This is a genomic window from Salinivibrio sp. ML290, from assembly GCF_001995695.1.
Classification (GTDB): Bacteria; Pseudomonadota; Gammaproteobacteria; order Enterobacterales; family Vibrionaceae; genus Salinivibrio; species Salinivibrio siamensis.
In genome coordinates this window covers 116085-136296 of sequence record NZ_MUEY01000007.1, presented here as the reverse complement: position 1 = coordinate 136296, position 20212 = coordinate 116085, and the positions used below count along the sequence as shown (strand labels likewise).

The 20212-nt window shown below is 49.9% G+C and carries 18 protein-coding genes and 1 pseudogene; 12 read left to right on the top strand and 7 right to left on the bottom strand.

Annotation, left to right across the window (positions count from 1 at the left end; genetic code table 11):
- Positions 1–45 precede the first annotated feature (45 nt).
- Together BZG23_RS08200 and BZG23_RS08195 are read left to right on the top strand one after the other, a co-directional pair.
- Positions 46–492, top strand: a complete 447-nt coding sequence (locus BZG23_RS08200; RefSeq protein WP_046076078.1) for a hotdog fold thioesterase — start codon at positions 46–48, stop codon at positions 490–492.
- A 5-nt stretch (positions 493–497) separates the two neighbouring features.
- On the top strand, positions 498–722 hold the full coding sequence (locus BZG23_RS08195; RefSeq protein WP_077579165.1) for a DUF3389 family protein: 225 nt from the start codon (positions 498–500) through the stop codon (positions 720–722).
- A gap of 71 nt (positions 723–793) precedes the next feature.
- On the opposite strand, the gene BZG23_RS08190 is transcribed toward BZG23_RS08195, so the two are convergent.
- The 4 genes from BZG23_RS08190 to BZG23_RS08180 form a co-directional block, all read right to left on the bottom strand.
- A complete protein-coding gene (locus BZG23_RS08190; RefSeq protein WP_077579164.1) occupies positions 794–1621 on the bottom strand; it encodes a DUF2797 domain-containing protein in 828 nt (275 codons plus the stop codon).
- 100 nt (positions 1622–1721) lie between these two features.
- Positions 1722–2039 carry a hypothetical protein gene (locus BZG23_RS08185; protein WP_046075884.1) on the bottom strand — a complete coding sequence of 106 codons (318 nt, stop codon included), beginning with the start codon at positions 2037–2039 and terminating at the stop codon, positions 1722–1724.
- A gap of 92 nt (positions 2040–2131) precedes the next feature.
- Positions 2132–2275, bottom strand: a complete 144-nt coding sequence (locus tag BZG23_RS16595) for a hypothetical protein (RefSeq protein WP_158010265.1) — start codon at positions 2273–2275, stop codon at positions 2132–2134.
- Positions 2276–2397: 122 nt separating this feature from the next.
- Positions 2398–3243, bottom strand: a complete 846-nt coding sequence (locus BZG23_RS08180) for an endonuclease/exonuclease/phosphatase family protein (protein ID WP_158010038.1) — start codon at positions 3241–3243, stop codon at positions 2398–2400.
- Positions 3244–3593: 350 nt separating this feature from the next.
- Between BZG23_RS08180 and nrdD the strand changes: the two genes are divergently transcribed.
- The 3 genes from nrdD to BZG23_RS08165 all read left to right on the top strand — a co-directional run bounded on the left by nrdD (position 3594) and on the right by BZG23_RS08165 (position 7506).
- Positions 3594–5735, top strand: a complete 2142-nt coding sequence (gene nrdD, locus BZG23_RS08175) for an anaerobic ribonucleoside-triphosphate reductase (protein ID WP_077579162.1) — start codon at positions 3594–3596, stop codon at positions 5733–5735.
- A gap of 8 nt (positions 5736–5743) precedes the next feature.
- Positions 5744–6241, top strand: a complete 498-nt coding sequence (nrdG, locus tag BZG23_RS08170) for an anaerobic ribonucleoside-triphosphate reductase-activating protein (protein WP_077606620.1) — start codon at positions 5744–5746, stop codon at positions 6239–6241.
- Positions 6242–6315: 74 nt separating this feature from the next.
- Positions 6316–7506, top strand: a complete 1191-nt coding sequence (locus tag BZG23_RS08165) for an amino acid aminotransferase (RefSeq protein WP_077579160.1) — start codon at positions 6316–6318, stop codon at positions 7504–7506.
- Between the two features lie 70 nt (positions 7507–7576).
- Here the strand turns inward: BZG23_RS08165 and ylqF are convergent, their stop codons facing one another.
- Complete coding sequence (ylqF, locus tag BZG23_RS08160; RefSeq protein WP_077606734.1) at positions 7577–8521, bottom strand: ribosome biogenesis GTPase YlqF; 945 nt, start codon at positions 8519–8521, stop codon at positions 7577–7579.
- Positions 8522–8846: 325 nt separating this feature from the next.
- A pseudogene (locus BZG23_RS08155) lies at positions 8847–9758 on the bottom strand (NAD(P)-dependent oxidoreductase); the annotation flags it as partial.
- 107 nt (positions 9759–9865) lie between these two features.
- Here BZG23_RS08155 and BZG23_RS08150 point away from each other — a divergent pair.
- Entirely contained in the window at positions 9866–11614 is a 1749-nt protein-coding gene (locus tag BZG23_RS08150; protein WP_077606618.1) for a bifunctional metallophosphatase/5'-nucleotidase, read from the top strand.
- A gap of 229 nt (positions 11615–11843) precedes the next feature.
- On the opposite strand, the gene BZG23_RS08145 is transcribed toward BZG23_RS08150, so the two are convergent.
- Positions 11844–12776 carry a hypothetical protein gene (locus tag BZG23_RS08145; protein ID WP_198532124.1) on the bottom strand — a complete coding sequence of 311 codons (933 nt, stop codon included), beginning with the start codon at positions 12774–12776 and terminating at the stop codon, positions 11844–11846.
- A gap of 663 nt (positions 12777–13439) precedes the next feature.
- On the opposite strand from BZG23_RS08145, the gene BZG23_RS08140 reads away from it, so the two are divergent.
- The 6 genes from BZG23_RS08140 (at position 13440) to BZG23_RS08115 (ending at position 20107) form a co-directional block, all read left to right on the top strand.
- A complete protein-coding gene (locus tag BZG23_RS08140) occupies positions 13440–13721 on the top strand; it encodes an HlyU family transcriptional regulator (RefSeq protein ID WP_077606617.1) in 282 nt (93 codons plus the stop codon).
- Between the two features lie 312 nt (positions 13722–14033).
- Positions 14034–15587, top strand: coding sequence for a Re/Si-specific NAD(P)(+) transhydrogenase subunit alpha (locus BZG23_RS08135; RefSeq protein ID WP_046075872.1), 1554 nt, complete (start codon positions 14034–14036; stop codon positions 15585–15587).
- 9 nt (positions 15588–15596) lie between these two features.
- Positions 15597–16973, top strand: a complete 1377-nt coding sequence (gene pntB, locus BZG23_RS08130) for a Re/Si-specific NAD(P)(+) transhydrogenase subunit beta (protein ID WP_046075871.1) — start codon at positions 15597–15599, stop codon at positions 16971–16973.
- A gap of 155 nt (positions 16974–17128) precedes the next feature.
- Positions 17129–18568, top strand: a complete 1440-nt coding sequence (locus BZG23_RS08125; protein ID WP_046076074.1) for an ATP-binding protein — start codon at positions 17129–17131, stop codon at positions 18566–18568.
- Entirely contained in the window at positions 18540–19205 is a 666-nt protein-coding gene (locus BZG23_RS08120) for a response regulator transcription factor (RefSeq protein ID WP_046075870.1), read from the top strand. The genes BZG23_RS08125 and BZG23_RS08120 overlap by 29 nt, the downstream gene beginning before the upstream one ends.
- Positions 19205–20107 carry a DUF2861 family protein gene (locus tag BZG23_RS08115; RefSeq protein WP_077606616.1) on the top strand — a complete coding sequence of 301 codons (903 nt, stop codon included), beginning with the start codon at positions 19205–19207 and terminating at the stop codon, positions 20105–20107. Before BZG23_RS08120 ends, BZG23_RS08115 begins: the two co-directional genes overlap by 1 nt.
- Positions 20108–20212: the final 105 nt, after the last annotated feature.

Here is a 20212-nt window from a genome sequence, read left to right as displayed (position 1 = left end):
GCGTTTTCCTTTCCATCGGGATAAACAGCAATGGGTGAAAGTATTGTGAGTATTTGGAAAAAAGACATGTCGTTAGCGGGGTTAAATGCCTCTTCGACTAATACGTTGGTCGCGCATTTAGGGATTGAATATACGGCTTTTGATGCGCAGAGTTTAACAGGAACCATGCCGGTGGCACCGCATACGCATCAGCCGCTGGGCATGCTCCATGGTGGCGCATCTGTCGTGCTTGCTGAAACACTAGGCTCCTTGGCAGCAAACATGTGTGTGCCAGAAGGAAAGTACTGTGTCGGGTTGGACATCAATGCCAATCATCTGCGTGCGATGCGAGAAGGCACGGTGACGGGCGTGGCGACCCCAGTGCATCTCGGCGCAACCACGCAGGTGTGGAATATCACCATCCAAGATGAACGAGGTCGGGATGTGTGCGTGAGCCGACTCACTATGGCGGTACTCACTGATAAGCGCGCCGATAAATCCTTGGAGGACTGAGCAAGATGGTGGTCGATATAGAGCAAGGTAAGCTAATCGTGACCGCGCATGAGGTGGTGATCCAATTGCCCGCAATGAAATTGAGCATGCAGGTGCAATCTGACTCGTTACAGATTATCGCCGACGCCAATGTGCTGGTGGCTGATGCCGGTGATGTGCGTTGGTCACTGCCGTTAAGTGCACAACATATTGCGTTGATTTCAGATATGACGGGCATCCAACCTCAGTAGCCACCTTACCCATACCGTGCTAGTGGCAACGATCACTCGCACGGTTGGTTAGAGGCTAACTTGATGCGCCGTTAGCTGTGCGAGGTGCTGACTTCGTAGCTGGTGAATTTACGCACGTTAATCACGCCAGTATCGAAAATCAAATACTGCCCTTTAATGCCTTTCAAAACCCCACTCACCTCGGCATTTTTATCAAAGTTATGTGAACTTATTTTGGTTGGGTGCTCAGTGACAGGGTAACTAAAAGTGAGGGCGTCAAGTGCTGCAGGCAAGACCGCATCATTGCCAAATTGCAGACGGATATCCGCTAATTCTGGCTCGATCGCTTGGGTTAAACGTTCAGCCTCTGCGTGAAGATCAAGCGGGTCATTGTCGCCTTTTAGGAGCGCGCGCCAATTGGTTTTATCCGCGACATGTTTCGCCATCGCGACTTCAACTAGCCCGGAAATCTGGCGCGTTTTAACCCGAAACAACGGGAGAGCTTGCGTGGCACCTTGATCGTGCCAGCGTGTTGGCATCTGGTTAGCGCGGGTGATCCCCACTTTTAATCCCGAGGTGTTGGCGAGATAAACAATATGATCCGTCATGCAGAACTGTTCTCCCCACTCGGGCTCACGACAGGTTCCTTGCGCATAGTGGCAGGTTTCAGGCTTCATAATACACATATCGCAACGCGCGAGCTTTTTCATGCAGGGGTAACAATGGCCTTGCGAATAGCTTTTTTTGGTTTTTCGCCCACAGGCATCGCAAAAGATATTGCCAGTATGCGTCAGGGTTAGTTTCTGCCCAAGCAATGGATTGAGGTGTAGCTCTTCATTACCCACCCGCAGAAAGTATTGTACGTCGGCACCGGCTTCTGTGCGCATCTTATCTAGGGTTCCAATCACGACTTTGCTCATTATGGTTTTATTAAGAGCGGCAAGTGTAGCAAATGGGAGAGAGCGGAGTAAGGCAGAGAGGAAAACAGGCAAGCGACAACCTGCCTGTCTCGAAAACGGATTAGCCGAGGCGAGCTTCTATGCTTTTTTGTGTGTCTGTGGTGTGCTCACGATAAAGCGTAACGGAGACCACTAAGAGGTCTTTCTTGGTATCTTCGCTAACCTGATTGATCACGAAATAATCCGCCTCTTCTTTTGCCACCCCTCGTTCGGCCAGGCGTAAGACATCTTCTTGAATATCGCCTTGTATCTCCACGTTGGCCGTTTCTTCAAAATCACCAAACTCAAGCGTGGACTTGGCAATTAGCTCAGGCGCTGCAGAGGCGTGAAATGATAAAAAAGAGAGAACAAATAGCGCAGTAGAGAGACCTTTTTTCATAAGACATCGGATACATCGGTGGATTTACTGACAACCTACTACGCAGCGGAAAAGGGGTTGTCAGCGTCATGTTAGAAACGTGATATCAACGCCTATCGTGTGGCGTCTTCGATATCGTCGCTAAATACGTCGTTGTCACTGCGCGCGTCTTGGCCTTGGAGCACGCCAATATCGCCGTAGTAGTCGGCTAATAGGTCGTCATCGGTTGGGATGACTTGATGTTGTAAACTATCCATTTTTTTCTCCTTGGGTGACTCTAACAGCCCACATGAAGGAAGGCTAACGACCCTTTATGTCATCACCATGACAGCTTGCTAGACTCTCGCAATCTTTTTGGTAGGTCAATGACTTTTAGCGCTTATTGGGGTTTGAACGTCGCCACGACGGGACAATGATCGCTGAGCCTGAAGTTCATGACGTTATGATAGGCAAAATGATGCTGAAAACTATATTGCCACCGAGACGCCAACGATTCGGAGACTAAAATATGATCGATTAAGCGACTGTACATCACTTGGTTCCAGGTCTGAGTCCGCCAGTTATAGCGTCGTGCTTTACAACGTGCGCGGACACTCTCTGTCACGTTGATGATGTTTGTTGGTCTCGAGGCATCGTCGAGAAGGGATTGGCGGAATTGTTGCCAAAACGGATCCTGCTTTTCACTGATATAGCGATTAAAGTCACCTGCAATGAGGATGTTTTTATCACCATGTTCACGCACCCAATCGGCTAACACACTGAATTGCTTGCGTAGCTTTTCGCAGCTTCGTGAGGCTTGAGCTTGCTTAAAACAGCCGGACTTAAGATGCACCGACAGCATATGAACCGGTTCTTGGCCCGGCGGTGTGACCACAATATAGGTGCCATATCGCAGAGAGGGCACGCCAAAAAAACCAGGTAGCGCGATTTGACGCAGATCGCGAGGGTCGTCTACTTTCCAGTCTTTACGGACGGCGAACCCCGTCAGTTGCTGACTTTGTGTGCTGTCTTTAAGGGCGGCATAACGATCGGAAAAATAGACATTATACGCCTCTGTGGGAATGACTCGTGCCAGTGCCTCAGGACTATCAACCTCCTGAAAAGCCAACACATCGGGGGCGAGTTGAACAAAGATCGACGAAAGCTGTTGATAATCGTCTTGATGACGGACGCCGGCTCGTTGATCACCCTTTAAGGTCAGCCACTCAAAATTCCATGTTGCCACTGTCAGTCCATAGCTAGGGGCCGAAAATACCCCAACAAGCACGAGCAGGCCTAAAACTCGAAGTACGATGGTGGATACCTCATTATTACGCGTTCCACTGTGATCCTACTGGAAATGTTGCGCATGCAGTGGAGCATTGTAGCACTTTGCGGAGAACCTTTGATTTTAACTGATAACTATCATAACGAAGATCAGTGAGATTGCGGTACAGATAGGCATTTGATTCGTCGGTTGGACGTTATTCGAGACTTCGATGATCTGTGTCAACACAATGTGCCCCCTAGTTGCTATCTAATACCACATCTTGTGTTTTAGTGTATTTTGTATCCTATATATAGTGTGGAGGGCATATGCCAGCGGTAATTAAGCGCGATGGAACACGCGTCCCATTTGATGCAGATCGGATTGTCCAGGCGGTGACATGTGCGCGAGAGTCGGCGCAATCGATGCGAGAGGCTGAGCTGTGTCAACTGACCGACGCAGACATCCTCCGCTTAGCAGATACCATCGCGACGCAGTTTGCTGGCGAGGCCGAGGTGGATATTGATCATATTCAATATGCCGTTGAAGATGTCCTCATGACCGGACCGCATAAAGCGGTGGCACGTGCCTATATTGAATATCGCCATGATAGAGACATCGCTCGCGAGCGCCGTGGCCGTTTGAATCATGAAGTACAAGGGCTGGTCGGGCAAACTAACACTGAATTGCTGCACGAGAATGCCAACAAAGACAGTAAAGTCATCCCCACTCAGCGTGACTTGCTCGCGGGGATCGTCGCCAAACACTATGCCAAACAACACATGTTGCCCAGTGCCGTGGTAAGAGCGCATGAATCGGGTGAAATTCACTATCACGATTTGGACTATTCACCTTTCTTTCCGATGTTCAACTGCATGCTAATTGACTTGGCTGGCATGCTGCAAAAAGGCTTTAAGATGGGCAATGCGGAAATTGCGCCGCCCAAATCCATCTCAACCGCTACCGCGGTGACCGCGCAAATCATCGCACAAGTCGCGAGTCATATTTACGGTGGCACCACGATTAACCGCATTGATGAAGTGCTGGCCCCTTATGTTGAAGCCAGTTATCAAAAGCACTTGTTGGTGGCGCGTGAGTGGTCTATCAGTGATCCCGACGCTTATGCCCGCGCCCGTGCTGATAAAGAGTGTTTTGATGCCTTTCAGTCGTTGGAGTATGAGGTCAACACGTTGCACACGGCGAATGGGCAGACTCCTTTTGTCACCTTTGGCCTCGGCTTAGGTAAGAGTTGGGCGGCACGTGCGGTGCAACGTGCTGTTTTAGCGAATCGGATTGCTGGTTTGGGTGAAAATCGAAAAACGGCCGTCTTCCCGAAATTGGTGTTTTGTATCCGAGAGGGCTTAAACCGCCGCCCGAGTGACCCCAATTACGATATCAAACAATTAGCACTCGAGTGCGCTTCTAAGCGTATGTACCCAGATATTCTCAATTATGACCAAGTGGTATCAGTCACGGGCTCCTTCAAAACCCCAATGGGGTGCCGAAGCTTTTTAAGCGCTTACGAAGAGGACGGTACACTGGTGCATGAAGGACGTAACAACTTGGGTGTCGTCAGCGTTAATTTACCTCGTTTAGCCATTGAGGCGGAGGGGGACGAAGACGAGTTCTATGCGCGCCTTGATGCAACGTTAAGCCTTGCGCGCCAGGCACTCGATACCCGGATTGCTCGTTTTAAAGGGGTGAAAGCGCGGGTGGCACCGATTTTATATATGGAAGGCGCATGTGGTATCCGTTTGAACCCAGACGATGATGTCAGTGATATTTTTAAACATGGGCGTGCGTCCATTTCGCTAGGTTACATTGGCCTGCACGAGACTATCAATGCGCTGTACGGTAGCGTGCCGCACATCTACGACAGTGTGGTGAAACAAAAGAAAGCCAAAGCGATCGTGGCTTATTTGCATGATGCGACCGAGCGTTGGAAAGCCGAAACAGGTTATGGATTTAGTTTGTACAGCACCCCAAGTGAAAACTTGTGCAGTCGTTTTTGTCAGCTCGATACCCAGGCGTTTGGTGTGATTGAAGGGGTGACAGATAAAGGGTATTACACCAACAGCTTCCATTTGGATGTGGAAAAGCAGGTGACGCCTTACGATAAAATCGATTTTGAGATGGATTATCCGCGCTTAGCCAATGGCGGCTTTATTTGCTACGGGGAATACCCCAACATTCAACACAACCTAGAAGCGTTAGAGAACGTTTGGGACTACAGCTACGATCGCGTGCCGTACTATGGTACCAACACGCCGATTGATGAATGCTACGAGTGTGGTTTTACCGGCGAATTTAATTGCACCAGTAAAGGCTTCACTTGTCCGGCTTGCGGCAATCATGACCCAGCACGTGTGTCAGTGACACGACGTGTGTGCGGCTATTTAGGAAGCCCTGATACGCGACCTTTTAACCCGGGTAAACAGCAAGAAGTGATTCGCCGTGTGAAACACATGTAGGGGGAAGCGTGAATTATCACCAATACCTTCCCGTTGATGTGGTCAACGGGCCAGGCACACGTTGTACCTTGTTTGTATCGGGGTGCGAACACCAATGCCGTGGTTGTTACAACAAAGCCACCTGGCCGCTGAACAGCGGCCATCCTTTCACTGATCTGATGCAAGAGCAGATTGTTCAAGACTTACTCGATTCACGGATCCCGCGCCGAGGATTATCATTGAGCGGTGGTGATCCGCTTCATCCTGCTAATATCGACAGTGTAAAAGAATTGTTACAAGAGGTGGTTAGCCGCGCACCGAGCAAAGACATTTGGCTGTGGACAGGCTATACATTGGCAGAATTGTCATCAAAACAGCGAGATGTTGTCGATTTGGTTGATGTATTAATTGACGGCAAGTTTATCCAAGATGAAGCGGATCCTCATTTAGTGTGGCGGGGAAGTGCCAATCAATGCGTACACTTTCTGTCCGAGCGTGCCCGAAAAGGGCAAGAGAATCATGGTTAAGAGGTTGCCAATTTTCCCGCATGGGGTAGGGTATAGCGTATCTTGAGCATTCAGGCTTTAAAGGACGTAATACTATGTTAGATCTGCTCTCGCCTGCTCAGCAGGATCCGATTCTCTCCTTGTCATTGGCGTATCGTGACGATCCGCGTGAGCACAAAATGGACTTGGGCATTGGCGTATACCGTGACAGTCAGGGTCAAACGCCGATCATGCACGCCGTTAAAGCAGCGCAACAATCACTGGCACAAAGCCAACAAACCAAAGCCTATGTCGGGCTGGCGGGTAATGAAAACTTCAACCAAGCCATGGTTGACCTCTTGCTCAAAGGGACCGATGCTTACCACCGATGTGCGGCGGTGCAAACCCCAGGTGCGAGTGGCGCACTGCGCATGTTGGCTGATTTGATGAATCTGGCCAAGCCGGTGACCACTGTGTGGTTGACCGATCCTAGCTATGTGAATCACAAACCTGTCATGGAAGCGGCAGGCCTGACGGTCAAGTTCTACCCGTATTTTAATCGCGACACCAAAATGGTGGATACCGATGCCATGCTTAATGCCTTGTCGCAAGCTGGTGCGGACGATGTGGTATTACTGCATGGCTGTTGCCATAACCCCACGGGCGCTGATATCAGCTTGAAAGAATGGGAAGCGATTACCGAGCTTGCTAACCGCAATGGTTTCACACCGTTTGTTGATATTGCCTACCAGGGCTTCGGTGATGGGGTAGAGGAAGATGCGCGTGGTTTGCGTATTCTCGCTGACAACGTCGAGGAAATGTTGATTGCCACCTCGTGCTCTAAGAGCTTTGGGTTGTACCGTGAGCGCACTGGCGCAGCGATTGTGGTGGGTAAATCTGCCCAAGAAGCGCAAAATGCGAAAGGGCGTATCCTTCAGCTTGCGCGAAGCACTTATACCATGCCGCCTGATCACGGTGCCGCGATTGTTGAAACCATCCTCACCGACGACGCCCTCACCAAACAGTGGCGAGATGAAATTGAGGCGATGAACACTCGGATCAATACGTTACGTGAAGGGTTGACAGCAGCACTGCGCGACCGTACGGGCGATGGTTATTTTGATTTTATTCAGCACCACCGTGGTATGTTCTCTGTCCTCGGGTTAACGGTTGATCAGGTGAATCAGCTACGCGACCGACATGGTGTGTACGCAGTGGGTGATAGTCGGATTAACATTGCCGGCTTGGCTGAACGTCATATTGATAGACTGGCCGATGCGCTGGTGGATGTGACACGCAACGGCTAACTGCTGCGGCGCTAATGGTCGAGACTTAATAAAAAGGGGCTTTAAGCCCCTTTGTTCGTCTATATCTAAATCATCGCTTATTTTTGAGGTAACGTTTACGGCGGGCCTCTTTTTTAGCGGCTTTTTCTTGCTCTCGGCGGGCGTTGTCTTCTTCAACCTGTACCAGCTCGGTTTCAATCATATCCGGTTTTTCTAAAGTGAGGCCACCCAGCGCACCAGCGCGTAAGTCGTGCAACAGCACTTCTGAGGCTTTATGCAAGTCGACCCGTCCACCCGCGCGCAAACAACCGCGTTTGGCACCAATCGCTTCCATTAACTCAATGTCTGTTTCGGGTAATACATCAAGCTGATAGCGTTCTTTAAGCCGCTCGGGATAGGCGCTCGCCAAGTATTCCACGGTATAAAAGGCGACTTCGTCATAATCCATTGCCGTATCTTTAACGGCGCCGGTTGCCGCGAGACGAAAACCGCTGTGTGGGTTCTCAACCTTTGGCCATAAAATCCCGGGTGTATCGGATAGCACCACGCCGTTTTGCAGGTTGATCCGCTGTTGTTGGCGCGTCACCGCGGGTTGGTTGCCGGTTTTGGCTATCACTCGGCCAGCAAGGCTATTAATAATGGTGGACTTGCCGACGTTGGGGATCCCCATGATCATCGAGCGAATGTTTTTTCCCATGGTTTCACGGTGTGGGGCGAGTGAGCGGCAGCGATCCATGATTTGATTGACTTCATGCGGGTGCGAGGTAGTGATTGCCATCGCCGACACGCCTTGCTCTTTTTCTAGGTGAGCCATCCACATTTCGGTCATCGTCGGATCGGCCAGATCGCGCTTATTCAGTACCTTGATCACCGGCTTTTCACCACGCAGCGTGCTGATGAGCGGGTTTTCGCTACTAAACGGAATGCGCGCATCGAGCACCTCGATGATCACATCGATCTTGGGGACGACCTCTTCGATCTCCTTGCGAGCTTTATGCATATGCCCAGGAAACCACTGGATTTTGTTGTTAACCATGTTTGTACAACCTTGCTGATGCCAGTGCGCCAACACGATATCAGTCAGTGGCGCAAGAATGGCGCGCATCATACCACTTAATCAGAGGGATGAGAAAAGCTGGGGCAGGTGTGACTAACTACGTATCTTTCTTTCTCGGGCTTAATTGCTTATCACACCATTTTTCAATAGAGGGGGCGTATAAGGTGAACAGGCCAATCATCATGGCGATGGCGCAGATTACATAGATAGCTGTCATTGCAACCCTCCTTATTGGTTAACTTTATTATACACCTTATTTCGCCTTTCCTCTGCCTCAGGTGCCGAGGAAAGGCGCGTGTTTGGATCAGGTCGATGAAGATGGTTTGGTATCTGTATCAAACTGCTTGATCAGGACCGAGGTGTCGCAACGGCCATAGCCGCGCGCTTGTAACTTGTTATACTGTTGATCCACCTGCTCGGTTAAGGGAAGTCCCACGCCTAACTTGGCGGCTTCTTCTAAACAAAAGCCCAGATCTTTACGCATCCAATCAATCGCAAAGCCAAAATCAAAACTGTCTTCTGCCATGGTCAAAGCACGATTTTCCATTTGCCAAGAGCCTGCGGCCCCGTGCTTAATGGCATTGATCATCTTTTCGATATCGAGATCAGCGGATTGCGCGAAGGTGAGTGCCTCGGATAAGCCTTGTAAGACGCCGGCAATACATATTTGGTTAGCCATCTTGCAGCGTTGACCACTGCCATGCGGGCCAATATGCTGGATTGCGCTGGCATAGACGTTCATGACCGGTTCAACGTTACTGAACACATTAGGGGTGCCACCGACCATGATGGTGAGTGCGCCTTTTTCCGCACCGGCTTGGCCGCCTGAGACGGGGGCATCGAGAAAGCTCAGGCCTTGACGCTCGCATACTTGTGCCAACTCAAGGGCCAGCTCGGCAGAGGTGGTGGTGTGATCGACCAGCGTACTGCCTTTTTTCATATTGGCTAACACACCAATATCGCCATACACCACACTGCGTACGTCATCATCGTTTCCCACGCACATAAAGACGATGTCAGCATCAGCCACGGCTTCGGCTGGCGTTATTCCATATGTGCCTGAATAGGCGTCGCACCAAGCTTCGGCTTTGCCGGTGGTACGGTTATAGACGCAAGTTGGGTAGCCGTGGCGCTGAAGGTGCCCAGCCATTGGAAAGCCCATCACGCCTAGGCCAATAAAGGCCACCTTGATATCATTAACTTGCATGGTCATCTTGCTTCCTTGTCGTTTCGTTGTCGTTAATTTATCAGAAACTTAACCTTTCTTGCATGTGTCAATGTTAAGCTTGTATCATCCTTTTTTGTGTTGTAACACGGATAATTATGACAGCACGACAACCTTTCTCGTTAACGATTGCCCATATTAACGACACGCACTCTCACTTTGAGTCCACGCCTGTCTCGCTAAACTTGGATGATAATGCGACACCGGTTTATGCCAATAGCGGCGGGTTCGCACGCATTGCTTCAGCCGTGGCACATTTTCGTGAGCAGGCTAAGCAAGATGACCATGCATTCCTTTTTCTGCACGCAGGTGATTGCTTTCAAGGGACTCTGTATTACTCCTTGTTCAAAGGTAAGGCGAATGCAGATTTGCTGAATCGACTCGGTATTGATGCGATGGCGATTGGTAATCACGAGCTTGACCAAGGGAATGGCCCCGTGGCTGACTTTCTTGATGATATTCAATTCCCATTGCTTGCGGGGAATTGGCATGTGGCGGATGAGTCAAAAGACAAGGACAAGCGCGTCAGTGAGAAACCCGCTTTACTGCCATACATCGCCCCGGAGGAGCGCGCGAGTGCACTCATTAAAACCTATGCCGGACACAAAGTGGGCATCTTCAGTTTAGCGGTTGAGCAAATGGCGGCATTGGCACACCCTGATCATGATACTCCTTTCTTGCCTGCAACACGCATCGCCGAAAACACCGTAGCTTTTTTGCGTCAACAAGGCGTGAACACCATTATTCTATTGAGCCACTTGGGTTATGACAAAGACAAGGAATTAGCGGCTGCGGTTAATGGGATTGATGTGATTGTGGGAGGACATACCCATGTGCTGCAGGGAGACTTTCAAAACCTTGGTTTGGCGAAAGAAGATCCCTACGGCTATAAAGTCAATGATACCTGGATTGTGCAAGCGGGTTGCCATGCGCAAGCCATCGGCCGCTTTACGTTATCTATCGATGAAAACGGTCGGCCAGTTGCCTTTGATGGTCAAAATTACTTGTTGCTCGGGCGCAGTCTCGCGATGGATGCCTCGCGGGAACAGCAATTGACTGAAGGCTCATATCAAGCAGTAAGAAGCTATCTTAACCGACAAGACAATGTACTGATATTACCCAGTGATCTTGCATTGAAACAATATCTACAGCGCACCTACCGTCCCCATGTGGCGCAACTAGAAAGTGACGTTGTCACACATGTGCCTCAACGACTCCGTCATGTGCGCGTGCCTGACAGCGAGGGCGGCAGCGAAGTGGCGCCGCTGGTGACAGAAAGCTTTTTATGGGCGGCTCGTGAGCAAGGTATTGAAGCCGATTTTGCTATTCATAATGCGGGTGGCGTGAGAGTCAGTTTAAACGCCGGGCCGCTCTCGGCCGCTTTAATTGCAGGCGCGTTGTTACCGTTTGCTATCGACGTGATCGCCTACCAGGTAACCGGGGCACAGATCCGTCGTGCGATTGAAGGCGCAATCAACAATGCCACAGACAATGGCATGACGGGCCTCGGGTCAGGCAGTTTTCCGTATTGCGCCGATATACGCTATCGCTACGAAGCGTGGCAGCCGATGGGTGCGCGGGTAACACAACTCGAGATAAAGCGCGGTAATCACTGGATAGCCATAGATAATGAGCGACAATACACAGGTGTGTCGTCATCTTATACCGCCCAAGGAAAAGAAGGATACGATGCGATTCAAACCGGCCACCGTCGCTCGATTGGTTTATCCATGGCGGAGTGCTTTATTGACTATGCGCGTCAGCAGCCAGTGTTAGCGCTACCTACTGAGCCTTTAGTGTGTTACCTCCGAACGTCTGGTGAGAGAAAAACCTGCTGGGGTGAATAACTTGGCCTATCCCTTGCTTATTGATAGTCAGCTTGGTGTTTACGGCAGACAATTGCCGTTTAAGTTTTTGACAAGATTGTCGATACATAGAGTGAACCTGAATTGATCGACACACTATCGAAAGGTGAGGGGTTATGGAAAAACGTGATTGGTTTGATATCGGCTTGATCAGTTTTTGGTTGGTGGCTTGGGCATCGATTGTCTACTTTGTGCCGGTCATTTAACCCATTTACTGATCCGCGGATTGCGGGGGAGCCTGTTTGAGCCGGGTTCCCCAACGCACTAACAATGGTTGTAAATAGATTGGCAGCTGTATCGCGCCGATTAATGGCAGAAATGCTGGCCCGAGCGCGGCACCGGCAACGGTGTACGTTAGCAGTACATTCCGATTGACCGCCGAAACGGCGGCGATCATGCTCGCCTCCCGCCCCCGTTTGCGATATAGCCCATACGCAATGATGAAAAAAAGTATGCAAATTGCAACTGAAATGGCTAAAAGTTCTAACGCATACCCAGAGTCGTTTTGCCACATTGCCCCGAATGGCCCTACTAGCCCTAATGGAAAACTGAACACTAGCACAATCGTAAACTGTGCCAGTTTGCTGTGAATGCGTTTGAGCTTTTCTGGTTTGATCAGCGCGTGAAAAAGCGCGGCAAACAGCATGGGCCCAAAAATGAAGATCACCAATCGCACGGCATAGCTTTGCAGGTCCAGTGAAAATGAGTCACCGGATAGCACCGTGAGATTAATAAACAAGACCACGGGCATCAGCAACGTTGAAGCAATGGTATATGCCATGGCGATGAGCGCATCCATTCCCAAAGAACGAATGATGGCTGGTGTTGCAAACAAAGATCCAGTAGCGCAAATACCACTGATGGCAAGTAACAAAGGTGCAGACGCGCCGAGTAGCCACGCGAGAGAACAAGTGAGTATGGTAAGTAGCACTGAGTGAACTAATGCGTACACCCAGACCTGCCACTGAGCTAACGCTTTCACTAATAGGCCTTGATGAATGCCAAGTAGGGTAAACAGCATCAAGGCGAATAGCACATAAGGTAAAAACGGAAATAAGGCTAACGAGACGCTCGGAAAGGCAAAGCCAATCAATGCGGCAATAAAAAGACACAACGCTGAATGTTTGGCGAGAAACGCGAGCATGGTCAACACCTTGGTCACATGTGTAATCACGATGTTATCAGGTTTACACAACTAATCGAGTGAAAAATAGTCTTTTTCAATGATTAATACGCCTTATCGTACAAAAAGTCAGACAGGATAAGGGAGCGAGCAGTGAATTCAAACAGACAAACTGAATTCATTGATGGTTTGTATGTCAGGTAAGTGATTAGCTTATTTTACTGCAACTTAACATAATGAATACGTGCTAACCGGCAAGCACTTTAGATTAGAAAAACTAATCCATTGGTTTAATTTTCATCAGTTTAAATCTCGGGGCAGCACCTTATAATTTGCGGCGAGTGATTAAGACAACAAAGCGAGGATCTTATGACGACTGCAACGGTTAATATGCCCCGTTCTCGTCGATCTTACGCGGTAACAATCAAAGGACTGATCGCTCACGCCATGGATGTGCTGTTCACTAGCAGCACACACGCTCCCGCTTATGATGCCAGTCGCTTACCGGCACATTTGCAGCGTGATATTGGTATAAACCGATAAGACGACTTAAAACGGATAGAACGCGAAACGCCACATCATCGAGATGTGGCGTTTTTTTTATGGTTTAATCGTTCTCGAATGTTTACGTAAAATGAGTGGCTTGCTAAGCCGACGAATGCGATCAATTGAGGAGTACAAAAGATGGGATGGTTTTCTGCACTGTTTTCCAAGGGAAGCGACAAACAACCACAGATGTCAGTCACCCCCACAGAATACCAAGGCTATTTAATATACCCTGAATCGACCGCCGAAAACGGTCAATATCGTGTCAGTGGCCGCATTTGCAAACCGCTTGATTACAAGGTACTCACTCATACGTTTATTCGCTCAGATTTGCTGGGAAGTCAGGAAGATGCCAACAGCTTGATGGTCACAAAAGCAAAGATGATGATTGATCAAAACGGTGATCGGCTATTTGATTGAGGGGCGTCAACGAATCGCGCGATAGCAAAAATAATGCATAAATATGAGCAATTAATTCGGATAAAGTGTAGCCCAGATCACATTTATGCCCCAATGGCGATCCCCGCCCTGTGGTGATTAAGGAATAAACTCGTTAAGTTAACACTGTTGCGTTGCTAAGCACGAAATACTGACAACAGACCGCAACAGCGTGATAAGCGAATAAAACCGCTTGGAATGCTTATTTTTGTCAGTGAACCTATTTCAGGCCGCGGTTTTAGCGCCTGTGATAACCAAAAAAATTTCTTATAAGCCAACATTCAGGGAATAGCTATGCAGATTGGTGTTCCAAAAGAGAGGCTCGTTAATGAAACGAGGGTAGCTGCGACACCTAAGTCGGTTGAGCAGCTTATCAAGCTCGGTTTTGACGTCGTAGTAGAGAAGGGTGCAGGTGAAAAAGCAAGCTTTGAAGACACTGCGTACGAACAAGCTGGGGCGAACATTGTTGATACAGATGCTGCCTGGCAGTCTGACATCATCTTTAAAGTTAATGCACCAGGCGTGATTGAAGAGACAGGCCAAGATGAAGTGGCATTGCTGCAAGCAGGCACCACCTTGGTGAGCTTTATTTGGCCCGCTCAAAACGAAGAATTACTCGAACGTCTGTCAGCGCAGAACGTGAATGTGATGGCCATGGATGCGGTCCCACGTATTTCGCGTGCGCAGTCATTGGATGCGTTAAGTTCGATGGCGAACATCGCCGGTTATCGTGCGGTGGTTGAAGCAGCGCATGAGTTTGGTCGCTTCTTTACCGGACAAATCACGGCGGCGGGTAAAGTACCGCCTGCGAAAGTGTTTGTCGCGGGGGCTGGCGTTGCTGGGCTAGCGGCGATTGGCGCAGCCGGTAGCTTGGGGGCGATTGTCCGTGCTTTTGATGTTCGTCCTGAAGTGAAAGAACAAGTCGAGAGCATGGGCGCGGAGTTTCTAGAAGTCGACTTTAAACAAGACAACTCAGACAGTGGCGATGGTTATGCCAAAGAAATGTCTGACGAGTTTAATCAGGCGGCGGAAAAGCTTTATGCGCAGCAAGCAGAAGATGTCGACATTATTGTCACGACCGCACTGATCCCTGGTAAGCCAGCGCCCACGCTGATCACCAAAGAGATGGTTGACAGCATGAAGCCGGGCAGTGTGATCGTCGATCTCGCCGCAGCGAATGGTGGTAACTGTGAGTACACGGAAAAAGACCAAGTGATCACCACGCCCAATGGTGTAAAAGTGATTGGTTACACCGATATGGTCGGCCGTTTGCCCACCCAATCGTCACAGCTTTATGCGACTAACTTAGTCAACCTCACCAAATTGCTTTGCAAAGAGAAAGACGGCAACATCCAAATTGATTTTGATGATGTGGTCGTGCGCGGCGTTACCGTGATCAAAGAAGGCGAGGTCACCTGGCCTGCGCCACCGATTCAAGTCTCTGCGCAACCCAAAGCAGAGCCTAAAGCAGAACCCGCTCCTAAGCCGGCACCCAAAAAAACCTCTCGTGCGACCAAGTATGGCCTGATGGCCGCTGCCGCCGGGGCGTTCGGGTGGATTGCCAATTATGCCCCCAGTGAATTCCTCTCACACTTTACCGTTTTCGTACTGGCCTGTGTGGTGGGCTACTACGTGGTATGGAATGTTACTCACGCGCTGCATACCCCGCTGATGTCCGTGACCAATGCGATCTCAGGCATCATCATCGTTGGGGCGTTATTGCAGGTAGGACAAGGCATTGGCTTTGTAACCTTCCTTGCTTTCATTGCCGTGTTGATCGCCAGCATCAATATATTTGGCGGCTTTACTGTTACAAAGCGCATGCTTGAAATGTTCCGTAAAGGGTAAGGAGAAAGAATGTCTGAAGGATTGGTACAAGCTGCGTATATTGTCGCTGCGCTTTGTTTTATTCTCAGTTTGGCTGGGCTATCAAAGCAAGAGTCAGCGCGCGCAGGCAACTATTACGGGATTACCGGGATGGCGATCGCTCTGGTTGCCACTATTTGGGGGCCGGAAGTGCAAGGTGTGGGCTGGATTATTCTGGCCATGGTCATTGGTGGCGCGATCGGTATTTATTACGCTAAGCGCGTAGAAATGACAGAAATGCCTGAGCTGGTGGCGATGCTACACAGTTTCGTGGGTTTGGCTGCGGTATTGGTGGGTTTTAATACCTACATCGATCACCCGCCGCTGACGGGCGCGATGCTTAATATCCATTTGGTTGAGATTTTCCTCGGTGTCTTTATCGGTGCGATCACCTTCACCGGCTCGATTGTCGCCTTTGGTAAGCTACGTGGCGTGATTTCTTCCAAGGCTTTGATGTTGCCACATCGCCACAAGCTTAACTTGGCTGCTGTCGTTGTGTCGTTCCTGTTGCTAATCAGCTTTGTCAACGCAGAAGGTTCAACAGCGGCACTGCTGATAGTGACCGTAATTGCGTTAGCGTTTGGTTATCACCTAGTGGCCTCGATCGGTGGTGCAGACATGCCCGTGGTGGTATCGATGCTGAACTCCTATTCAGGTTGGGCCGCCGCTGCAGCTGGCTTTATGTTGGCAAATGATCTCTTGATTGTGACAGGCGCGCTAGTGGGCTCATCGGGGGCGATTCTGTCTTACATCATGTGTAAAGCGATGAACCGTTCTTTCATTAGTGTCATCGCCGGTGGCTTTGGCTCTGATGGCACTGCGTCTTCTGGTGATGACGAAGTCGGTGAGTATCGAGAAAGCACAGCCGAAGAAGTTGCCGAAATGCTGAAAGAGTCTAACAGCGTCGTCATCGCCCCGGGTTATGGCATGGCGGTTGCGCAAGCCCAATACCCTGTTTACGAGGTGACAGAAAAACTCCGGAGTATGGGTATTGAGGTGCGCTTTGCGATTCACCCTGTTGCGGGTCGTTTACCAGGCCACATGAACGTCTTGTTGGCTGAGGCCAAAGTGCCTTATGACATTGTACTGGAGATGGATGAAATCAATGATGACTTCCCTGACACAGATACGGTTTTGGTCATTGGTGCCAACGATACGGTAAACCCTGCGGCAACGGACGATCCATCGAGCCCCATCGCTGGCATGCCGGTCCTTGAGGTTTGGAACGCCAAAAATGTGGTGGTATTTAAGCGCTCAATGAACACAGGTTATGCCGGGGTGCAAAACCCGCTATTCTTCAAAGACAATAGCAGTATGCTATTTGGGGACGCGAAACAAAGCGTTGAAGCGATCTTTAAAGCATTGTAATGACGTCTACTGATTGGTGGCGTTGCCGAAAAGAGCCAGTTTCGACTGGCTCTTTTTTTCGCTACGTCTTTTGGCGTGACGGAGAGTGCCGGGCGCGGCCTTGGAACTTACACGGCACTGACATTTTGATAAAAATTGATGGTAAGCTTGCGATCATGCGAATTCTGCTGCTACTCATTCTCACATTGACTGGCTGGCCAACCTTGGCCGCGAGCACGTTCTCGGAACAGATGACTGCCTTTCGTGCGCAGTTATTGCTTGCCGATCCCGTTGCACGCTATAACCTGATTGGTATTAACCGTGCGTTCCCTCGTGTGCTGCTTAGCCCCGATAGCTTGTTGCCGCAGAGCGCTAATTATCCTTTAAAAGATATTCGCCGCCTTTATCAAGCTGCACAAAAATGCCAAGGCCCGTGGCCGGTCAATCCAAAGGTGACAGAGCCGTTGGTGTTCACGCGAGCGATGTGTAATAACACTCAGCTTCCGGTGGCATGGTTCTCTCGGTCTGGCTTTATTCATCCCGGTGGGGGAAGTTACGCGGCAAAATATGCAGAGCAATTTCCTGAGCGGCGCAGCGAACTAATGCGTTTTTTTCATATTCAAGAGCGGCCTCAAGCAGAACCAGACAGCTTGTTGGGACGATTGCAGCGGATGGAGTCTAATGCCGTTGATGCCTTAAACAGCGGCGCTAAATCGTTAATCAGTCAGAATGAGATGTGGGTGCGCGTTGGCAGTTATTACCATTTATACCAAGCCTCGCAATGGCAGCCATTACTGGCCGAGTTTGATTTAAGGATCACCCCTCGTGGGGAGCAAGATTTCTGTTTGGCGCGAGTGGGCAACATTTGTTGGAATGAGGAAAAAGCGCCCAGTTATTGGCCCTACTTGGTCGGAGCATTAATCGTTATCAACCTTGTGGCACTGGGTGGTTGGGCGTTTAACCGTTGGACGGTGCAGCGCCGGTTGATGCAAGAGCGTATGCTGGTGTTGCAAATTCTCACCCATGAACTGCGCACGCCGATTGCGAGCCTCTCCATGACAGTGGAGGGCTTTCGGCGCAAATTTGATAGTTTACCCGATGATTTTTATGAGGAGTTCCGCCGGCTTTGCGAGGATTCGCGACGCCTAAAACAATTGGCAGAGGCAAGTAAAGATTATTTACAATCCAACCAGAAACCTCTCAGTAAAGAGACGATCCCTTCTGTTGAAGAGTGGTTGGGTTATATTTGCGACGAGCACCAAGTTACGTTACACGTAAGCCAAGATGGTGCCGTGCGAGCGAATGTTTATTGGTTAGCAACATCGTTGAACAATTTGATTGCTAATGCGGTCAAATATGGCGTTGCACCCGTCGATGTTCATGCTCACGTGTCTGAGGATCGTTTTACGATCGCGATACGCGATCAAGGGGAACTCACGGCCAAGGACTGGAAACACATACGCAAACCTTTTGTCAGCCAAAGTGGACTTGGACTGGGGCTGACGATTGTAGAATCCATGATTGAGCGAATGGGGGGGAAGTTAATTTTATCTGGCCCACCCACCACATTTACTTTGGAGATTCATTGTGACGCAAGCGACGTTACTTCTGGTTGAAGATGATGCCAACCTGGCTGATGGTTTACTGGCAAGCTTGGAACAAGCAGGCTACCGCTGCTTATATGCAGAAAATGCGACAAAAGTGGCCGAATTATGGAGAGATGCCGATCTCGTGATCCTCGATCGCCAATTGCCAGAAGGCGACTCCATTGAGTGGCTAGCGGATTGGAATAAGCTTAAAACCATTCCTGTGATTTTACTGACGGCCATGGTCTCGGTGCGCGATCGTGTAGGCGGCCTGGACTCCGGCGCCACAGACTATATCACCAAACCCTTTGCGGAGGCCGAGTTGCTTGCGCGCGTGCGTGTGCATCTTCGCCATCCCGTGGGTGAGGTGGAAGTCTCGAGCGATGACCTCATTATCAATGATGTGCGTATTGATACCGCGAGCCGAGCGGTATTTTGTGGCGAAGAAGAGATGACTTTGACACGAACTGAGTTCGACCTTTTACACTTTTTGGCCAAGAATGCGGGACGGGTATTTACGCGTGATGAACTATTGGATCAAGTGTGGGGCTACAACCATTATCCCACAACTCGCACCGTCGATACGCACATATTACAGCTGCGGCAAAAGCTACCTTCGGTCAATATCGAAACCTTGCGTGGCGTTGGCTACCGTATGAAAGCATGATGAAAAAGTGGGTCGTTTCTGGAACATTACTGACGATTTTGACTGCAAGTGGTGTGCATGCAGCATGGTTTGATGGCAATGATGCATTAACCAGTGCCCATCAGCGCCTGTTAGAGGGGAAAACCGCGGCCAGTGTCGAATCGATGATTGAGGCGTGGCAACAGCCCAGTCTTTCAGCGTCGCGTCAGGATCATCTGGCTCAGTTATTGGCACTGGCCATTACTGAAGATTGTGGCCGTAGTTTGAGTCGTCAGACGTTGCCGGATTGGCTGAATAATGTCTCCATTCGTCGAGAAACGGTGCAGACTACCAGTCGCGTTTACTACCGCGTCCAAGTGGCGGGAGAGTCGCAGCCTGGCGTTGAGGCGTTTACACTGAAAAAATGGCCGGACGAAACCGTCATCAGTGACGATTTATCGACAGAGCAACAACATCGCTGGCGCCTTATGAAAGATGGGCTATCAGAGCCGGTTTCTGAAGGGCTTTACCAGTTAACCGCTGAGTCAGTGGCGGGAGAGACATGGTCTAGTTGGTTATTGCTGACACAACCTCAGCCGCGTCAAACGCTGAGCTGGAAAGACACCCGCAGTTGGCACATTGCGCCTTTTGATGATTTTAACTCAACCTGCCAGCGTCCTTTTTTGACGCTTAACCTTTATCCGCAAAACCAAACTGATGGCGCACCGATTTGGTCGGCAGAGAAGCACAAACGACTCCCGACTCAGTTGCCCATGCTGGATGTACCCAATGGACAGTATTGGTTCAGTGTTGCCTTGATTGAGCGTCGCTGGCAAGGCGCGTTATCGATAGAAGAAGTACAGCGCATCGGGCGTGCGATTGATCTGCCGGACTTGGACCCTGGCTCACTTGAGGCGATTGCGCCTGAGGCTGATAATCAGTAAAACGACGTTTAGATGTGTCGTAGTTTGATAAAGCTCACAGGTTTTAGTGAACGCTCTCCACCCATTGGGTTTTGCCTCTATTCTTGCTTTTAGTAGCGAGACAAA

Bases quoted from the DNA above. Each gene is read 5' to 3' on its own strand.
- BZG23_RS08195 (WP_077579165.1), top strand. From the start codon at position 498: ATGGTGGTCGATATAGAGCAAGGTAAGCTAATCGTGACCGCGCATGAG.
- BZG23_RS08190 (WP_077579164.1), bottom strand. From the start codon at position 1,621: ATGAGCAAAGTCGTGATTGGAACCCTAGATAAGATGCGCACAGAAGCC.
- BZG23_RS08185 (WP_046075884.1), bottom strand. From the start codon at position 2,039: ATGAAAAAAGGTCTCTCTACTGCGCTATTTGTTCTCTCTTTTTTATCA.
- BZG23_RS16595 (WP_158010265.1), bottom strand. From the start codon at position 2,275: ATGGATAGTTTACAACATCAAGTCATCCCAACCGATGACGACCTATTA.
- nrdD (WP_077579162.1), top strand. From the start codon at position 3,594: ATGCCAGCGGTAATTAAGCGCGATGGAACACGCGTCCCATTTGATGCA.
- BZG23_RS08165 (WP_077579160.1), top strand. From the start codon at position 6,316: ATGTTAGATCTGCTCTCGCCTGCTCAGCAGGATCCGATTCTCTCCTTG.
- ylqF (WP_077606734.1), bottom strand. From the start codon at position 8,521: ATGGTTAACAACAAAATCCAGTGGTTTCCTGGGCATATGCATAAAGCT.
- BZG23_RS08150 (WP_077606618.1), top strand. From the start codon at position 9,866: ATGACAGCACGACAACCTTTCTCGTTAACGATTGCCCATATTAACGAC.
- BZG23_RS08145 (WP_198532124.1), bottom strand. From the start codon at position 12,776: ATGCTCGCGTTTCTCGCCAAACATTCAGCGTTGTGTCTTTTTATTGCC.
- BZG23_RS08140 (WP_077606617.1), top strand. From the start codon at position 13,440: ATGGGATGGTTTTCTGCACTGTTTTCCAAGGGAAGCGACAAACAACCA.
- BZG23_RS08135 (WP_046075872.1), top strand. From the start codon at position 14,034: ATGCAGATTGGTGTTCCAAAAGAGAGGCTCGTTAATGAAACGAGGGTA.
- pntB (WP_046075871.1), top strand. From the start codon at position 15,597: ATGTCTGAAGGATTGGTACAAGCTGCGTATATTGTCGCTGCGCTTTGT.
- BZG23_RS08125 (WP_046076074.1), top strand. From the start codon at position 17,129: ATGCGAATTCTGCTGCTACTCATTCTCACATTGACTGGCTGGCCAACC.
- BZG23_RS08115 (WP_077606616.1), top strand. From the start codon at position 19,205: ATGAAAAAGTGGGTCGTTTCTGGAACATTACTGACGATTTTGACTGCA.